This is a genomic window from Salinicola rhizosphaerae (genome assembly GCF_014652715.1).
In the GTDB taxonomy this organism is placed as follows: Bacteria; Pseudomonadota; Gammaproteobacteria; order Pseudomonadales; family Halomonadaceae; genus Salinicola; species Salinicola rhizosphaerae.
Genome location: NZ_BMZI01000004.1, coordinates 378,525 through 384,754, shown reverse-complemented (window position 1 = coordinate 384,754; position 6,230 = coordinate 378,525). Strand labels below are relative to the sequence as shown.

General features: G+C 64.8%; 5 protein-coding genes. 1 reads left to right on the top strand and 4 read right to left on the bottom strand.

Features of this window, described 5'->3' with window-relative positions:
- The first annotated feature begins 96 nt into the window (after positions 1–96).
- Positions 97–1,473 (top strand): MFS transporter, encoded by a 1,377-nt coding sequence (locus IE125_RS10505; protein ID WP_189444609.1) that lies wholly within the window; start codon positions 97–99, stop codon positions 1,471–1,473.
- Positions 1,474–1,543: 70 nt separating this feature from the next.
- Here the strand turns inward: IE125_RS10505 and IE125_RS10500 are convergent, their stop codons facing one another.
- The 4 genes from IE125_RS10500 to IE125_RS10485 all read right to left on the bottom strand — a co-directional run bounded on the left by IE125_RS10500 (position 1,544) and on the right by IE125_RS10485 (position 6,081).
- A complete protein-coding gene (locus IE125_RS10500) occupies positions 1,544–2,008 on the bottom strand; it encodes a GNAT family N-acetyltransferase (protein WP_229809045.1) in 465 nt (154 codons plus the stop codon).
- A gap of 94 nt (positions 2,009–2,102) precedes the next feature.
- On the bottom strand, positions 2,103–2,444 hold the full coding sequence (locus IE125_RS10495; RefSeq protein WP_189444607.1) for a zinc ribbon domain-containing protein YjdM: 342 nt from the start codon (positions 2,442–2,444) through the stop codon (positions 2,103–2,105).
- Positions 2,445–2,519: 75 nt separating this feature from the next.
- Complete coding sequence (cobA, locus tag IE125_RS10490) at positions 2,520–3,404, bottom strand: uroporphyrinogen-III C-methyltransferase (protein WP_229809044.1); 885 nt, start codon at positions 3,402–3,404, stop codon at positions 2,520–2,522.
- A complete protein-coding gene (locus tag IE125_RS10485; protein WP_229809064.1) occupies positions 3,391–6,081 on the bottom strand; it encodes a nitrate reductase in 2,691 nt (896 codons plus the stop codon). Before IE125_RS10485 ends, cobA begins: the two co-directional genes overlap by 14 nt.
- Between the last annotated feature and the right edge of the window lie 149 nt (positions 6,082–6,230).

Sequence of the window (6,230 nt, the reverse complement as noted above, 5' to 3'; positions counted from 1 at the left end):
GGCGTCCATCGAGTTTCGTCACCGCACGACTCTCGATGGACGCCGTTTTCGTTTGTCTGGACGCCGCTCGGCGTCATCTCCACCGGAGCCTCTCTCATGGACATCCGACACAAGGCCAACAGGATTCGTCTGTTCAGCTTCTCGACCCCGCAGATGCGTGCGTTTCATCTGTCCTGGTTCGCGTTCCATATCTGCTTCTTCGGCTGGTTCGGCATCGCCCCGCTGATGGCCGTCGTGCGCGACGATCTCGGCCTGACCAAGACCCAGATCGGCAACACGATCATCGCCTCGGTCGCCATCACCATCGTCGTACGCCTGGTGATCGGCCTGCTTTGCGACCGCGTCGGCCCGCGCAAGGCATATGCCTGGCTACTCTGTCTGGGCTCGTTGCCGGTGATGGCGATCGGCCTGGCCGATAGCTTCGAGACCTTCCTGCTGGCGCGGCTGGCCATCGGCGCGATCGGGGCTTCATTTGTCATCACGCAGTACCACTCGACGATGATGTTCGCACCCAATGTCGTCGGCACCGCCAACGCGACGACCGCCGGCTGGGGCAACCTCGGCGGCGGCACCACTCAGATCGTGATGCCACTGATCTTCGCCGGCGTGATGATGCTCGGCGTCAACGAGGCCGTGGGCTGGCGACTGGCAATGGTCGTGCCCGGCATCGTCCTGTTTCTGACCGGCCTGGCGTATTACCGATTCACGCAAGATGCCCCGGACGGCAACTTCAGTGAACTGCGCGCGCGAGGCGAGCTGCCGCCCGCCACGCGCGAGCACGGCGCCGGCCGGAGCTTCATGACGGCCGCCAGGGACCTTCGCGTTTGGGCGCTGTTCGTCGTCTACGCCGCCTGCTTCGGCGTCGAGCTGACGATCAACAATATCGCCGCCATCTACTACTTCGATACCTTCTCGCTGGATCTCGCCACTGCCGGCCTGATCGCCGGTCTATTCGGCCTGATGAACCTGTTTGCCCGCACCCTGGGCGGCGTCTTTTCCGACCTCTTCGCACGCAATGCCGGACTCAAGGGGCGTGTGCGCTGGCTGTTCATCGCCCTGTTCTGCGAAGGGATCGCACTGATCGGCTTCGCCCAGATGCAGACGCTGGCGATCGCCATCGGCATCATGCTGGTCTTCAGCCTGTTCGTGCAGATGGCGGAGGGTGCCACCTTCGGCGTGGTGCCGTTCATCAATCAGAAGGCGCTGGGTGCGGTGGCTGGCATCGTGGGGGCTGGCGGCAATGCCGGTGCCGTCGCCGCGGGCTTTTTGTTCCGCTCGGAATCCCTGAGTTATCAACAGGGCCTCTTCACGCTCGGCATCGCCGTCGTTCTCGCCTCGCTCTGTGCACTGGCAGTGCGTTTCACGCCGGAGATGGAAGCCGCCCAGCGCGAAGCCTACGCCCGCGCCGCCGGCGAGCGCGAGGGGCAGCGTAGCCATGGAGAGAGCTCCGAGACTGGCGTCGCCACCGGATGATGATCTCCCACTTGATTCATCGCGCGTCCATGCCGCGATCTTTGCCGCTGCCCCCGGGCGGCGGTTTTTTTCAGAGATTTCGGTGCATCAGCGTGACATTCTCGCCACGGTAGATCAGCGATTCGGTCGGTATCCAACCCAGGCGCGCGTATAGCGCTGTCTGGTCAGGCGTATAGAGATAGCATCGTTTGAGACCTGTCTCCCGCGCCTCCGCTTCCACACGCTTGACCAGCGCCGAAGCGATACCACGGCCGCGCCAGGCAGGCAGGACAAAAACGGAGGCGAGCCAAGGCCCCATGGCGGGCCGGATGCTCATGTCACTGGTTGTCAGACTCGCGGTAGCGATCGGTTGTCCGTCGCTCACGGCCACGAATACCGAAGGTACGCCTTTGGCACCGCACTCCCCGCGGGTTTCATCTCGCCATTCAGCGAACGTCGTGCGCGGATGAAGCTCACCCCAGGCGCCGAATGTCCAACTTGCCACCGTTTCGATGCCGCTCGTGTCACCACAGCTAAGACGCGCGATATTCCACATCGTCATGATTCCTGCCCATGCTAGCGAATCGAGAGCTTGGCTACCGGAACAATCACACCGGAATGTCCGCCCTGGAACCGACATCGATCCAATCTCAGGCTTTCTTGACGAACTCGGACTTGAGTTTCATCGCCCCGATGCCATCGATCTTGCAGTCGATATCGTGATCGCCATCGACCAGACGGATGCTCTTGACCTTGGTGCCCACCTTCACGACCTGAGAAGATCCCTTGATCTTCAGATCCTTGATCACGGTCACACTGTCGCCGTCGGCCAGCGGCGAGCCATGCGCGTCGGTAACCACCTTGGACTCTTCCCCATCCTCGGCAGTCTCGACGCTGGACCACTCATGAGCACATTCGGGACACACAAAAAGCAGGTTATCGGCGTAGGTGTATTCGGACCCGCACTGCGGGCAGGGGGGTAACTGACTCACGTGTCGACTCCGCCATCTGCAAAGCAGCGAAGTCTACGCCGCCCTCTATCGGTTGCCCAGTCACGGGCTATCCCGTCAAGGGTTAGCGCCGAGCGCCACGCTAACCTGAGGACAAGCCATCGCCACAACGCTGCCCACCACGATCAAGCACGGCGACGGCAGCGGATTGGCGGCGAGTTTCTGCGGCATGTCGTTCAGCGTGCCGATGAGCGATTGCTGCTCGGGCAGCGAGGCGTTGGCGACGAGCATCACCGGCCAGTCGGCTGGTAGCCCGGCGCCACGAAGCCCCTGACAGATCGCCTCCAGTCGATTCAGCCCCATGTAGAAGACCAGCGTCTCATCGCGGCGTGCGAGCGAGGACCAGTCTGGCATCGCTTCCTCGCGACACTGCTGGGCGGTGATGAATCGCACCTGCTGAGCATGGGCGCGGTCGGTGAGCGGCATGCCCATGGCCGCGACCGCGCCGGCAGCGGCGGTGATGCCAGGCACGATCTCCGCTGTGATACCGGCCTCACCCAGTGCGGCAAGTTCCTCGCCCATGCGCCCGAAGATGCCGGGATCGCCGCCTTTCAGGCGCACGACCCGCTTGCCTTCGCGTGCCAGACGTACCATCAGGCTGCCGATCTCCGCCTGCGGCACGCTGTGATCGCCACGCGCCTTGCCGACGTAATAACGCTCGCAGCCCGGCGGCAGCAGCGTGAGGATATCGGCACCAACCAGGCGGTCGTAGACCACGGCATCGGCCATCTCGATCGCTCGCAGTGCGCGCAGCGTGAGCAAGTCGGCGGCACCGGGGCCAGCGCCGACCAGTGCGACACGACAGCCGTCAGCGCCACTGGCGCCCACCGGTCGCCGCCTCGGACCGCTGATTGACCACCACGGCTGGGACGACTGGACGAGTCGAGACATCCAGCCGACGAGGCCAAGCGACGGACTGCGTGAGAGATTAAAGGCTGGCATGGCGATTCTCCTCGCGCTGGGTCCGCGCGTCGGGTTCGGTGAGTTCGGTAAGCTGTTCTTCGAGCAGCGCCTTCAGTTCGGGTTGGCAGGAGCCACATTGAGTACCGCAGGCGAGTCGGGCGCCGAGCGCCTCGACGCTATGGTCACCGCCGCGAATCGCCTCGACGATGGCATTCCTGCCAACCTGATGGCAGCTGCAGACGATGGCGCCGACATCGGCAGCGCCACTCTCGCACCCGGCCAGTACCCGGCGTCGGATAAACGGAGCGAGCGTCGCTTCCCTCTCCCGCGCAAAGCAGGCGTCGAGCCAGTCAAGGGCAGGCAGCGCCTCCGGCGGGCCGACCATCAGCCACCAGCAGAGACGGCCGCCGTCGAAGCCGCTGGCACGCAGGCGCCCGCGAGCATCGTCGCGACTCCATTGCGAGACGCCGACCGGCAGGTTGGCGTTGGCCCAACTGAGCCAGTCGCGATCGGCTTCTCTCGGCGCACCGCCGAGCTGCCAGCGCTGGGCGTGCTCTAGTCCTATCTTCGCCCAGTAGACACAGTCGAGATCCGGCGAAAACGACACGTCGTCGGCAACGATCAGCGTCGCTTCCCAGGCAGTCTTCAGCGGCTTCAGCGACACTGCGCCATGCTTGGATTCCGGCTGCCCGGAAATCGGATCGGTGATCGGCGCCACCAGCGTGTTGACTTTCGCATCACCGCTGAACGCTGCGTTCCAGTGCATCGGTGCGAAGAGTTCCCCCGGCCGCTGGGATGTCACCACCCTCGCCCGGCCGCGAAAGCATCCACCAGCGCCCTCGAGTTCGACGAGTTGCCGGTCGACGATGCCGAAAGTCTCCGCGTCCAGCGGGTGGATCTCGACGAACGGTTCGGCACGGTGGGTCATCAGCCGCGTGGCACGCCCGGTGCGGGTCATGGTGTGCCACTGGTCGCGCACCCGCCCGGTATTGAGGCGCAGCGGGTAACGCGCTGACAGGCTCTGCTGCGGCACCGACGGCCGTACCGGCAAGAGTCTGGCGCGACCATCCGGCGTCGCAAAGCGGCCATCTTCGAACAGCCGCGACGTTCCATTCGGGGCGTGCGCCGTCACCGGCCACTGAGTCGGTGCCAGCGCGTCATAAGCCTCGCGGGTCAGCCCCGCCAAACCGGAAATATCGAAGGGCCGAAAGCCATCGCCCGCGTTCTCGAAACCGGAAAGCCGGGCATGCTCGTCGAAAATCTCGCTCGGATGCGCATAGGTGAATGCCTCCGCGTAACCGAGCCTCGCCGCGACCGCCGTCATGATCGCCCAGTCGTGACGCGCCTCGCCCAGCGGTGGCAGCAGGCCCCGCTGGCGAGAAATACAGCGCTCGGAGTTGGTGACGGTGCCATCTTTTTCCGCCCAGCCGGTGGCAGGCATTACGATGTCGGCAACGTCCAGCACCTCGGCGTTGGCCATGCAATCGGAGACGATCACCAGCGGGCAGCGTGCAAGAATGCGCTTGATCCGCGCCGCATCGGGCAGACTGACCACCGGATTGGTTGCCATGATCCAGACGGCCCGAATCTCGCCGCGCTCGATGGCGTCGAACAGCTCGACCGCCTTCAGCCCCGGCCCGTCGGGTAGCGTTGGCGTGAGCGCTTCGGTGCGCCAGAAGCGCGTCACCCGATCGATGGCCCCAGGCGTGTGGTAATCCATGTGCGCGGCGAGCTGATTGGCGAGACCGCCGACCTCGCGGCCACCCATGGCGTTGGGCTGGCCGGTGATCGAAAACGGGCCCGCGCCCGGCAGCCCCAGCTTGCCGCCCGCCAGATGACAATTGATGATCGCCTGGCACTTGTCGGTGCCGCTGCTCGACTGATTGATGCCCTGCGAATAGAGGGTGACGACGTGGAGCTGGCTCGCGAACCAGTAATAGAACGTCTCCAGACGCTCCGGGTCGACACCGCACTCTGCCGCGACCGATTCGAGACTGACATCGTCCGCCTGCGCCGCCGCCAACGCTTCGGCGAATCCGCTGGTGTGGCGCTCGAGGTAGCGCGAATCGACCTGCCCCGTTATCGCCATCCATGACAGCAGGGCGTTGAATAGCCGCGCATCGCTACCGGGCGCGATACCCAGATAGAGGTCGGCCATCTCACAGGTATCGGTCACGCGAGGGTCGATCACCACGATCCGCATCAGCGGATTGCGCTGCTTCGCCGCTTTCAGGCGCTGATAGAGCACCGGATGGTTCCAGGCCAGGTTGGAGCCGACCAGCACCACCAGCTCGGCGCACTCCAGATCCTCGTAACAGCACGGAACCGCGTCGGCGCCAAAAGCGCGCTTGTAGGCGGCCACTGCCGAAGCCATGCACAGGCGCGAATTGGTATCGACGTGCGGCGTACCCAGAAATCCCTTGAACAGCTTGTTGGCGACGTAGTAATCCTCGGTCAGAAGCTGGCCGGACAGGTAGGCCGCCACCGAACCCGCGCCGAATTCCGATCGCGTCGTTTCAAGCCGTGAGGCGACCGCGTCCAGCGCGGCCGTCCAGCTCACGAGCTCGCCATCCACCCGCGGGTGCTTCAGTCGTCCCCGCTCGCCCAGCGTCTCGTGCAGCGCACTGCCCTTCACGCAAAGCCGGCCCTCGTTCGCCGGATGCTGCCTGTCTCCCGCCACACCGACCATTTTTCCCCGCTCGAGCTGCACGGTCACACCACAGCCGACGCCACAGTACGGGCAGGTGGTGGTGCCCGACCGGCGGGTTTTGGCGCCGGCTGAAGAATCGAGGCAGGTGGTGGTGCCCGACCGGCGGGTTTTGGCGCCGGCTGAAGAATCGAGGCAGGTGGTGGTCGTTTCGCGGG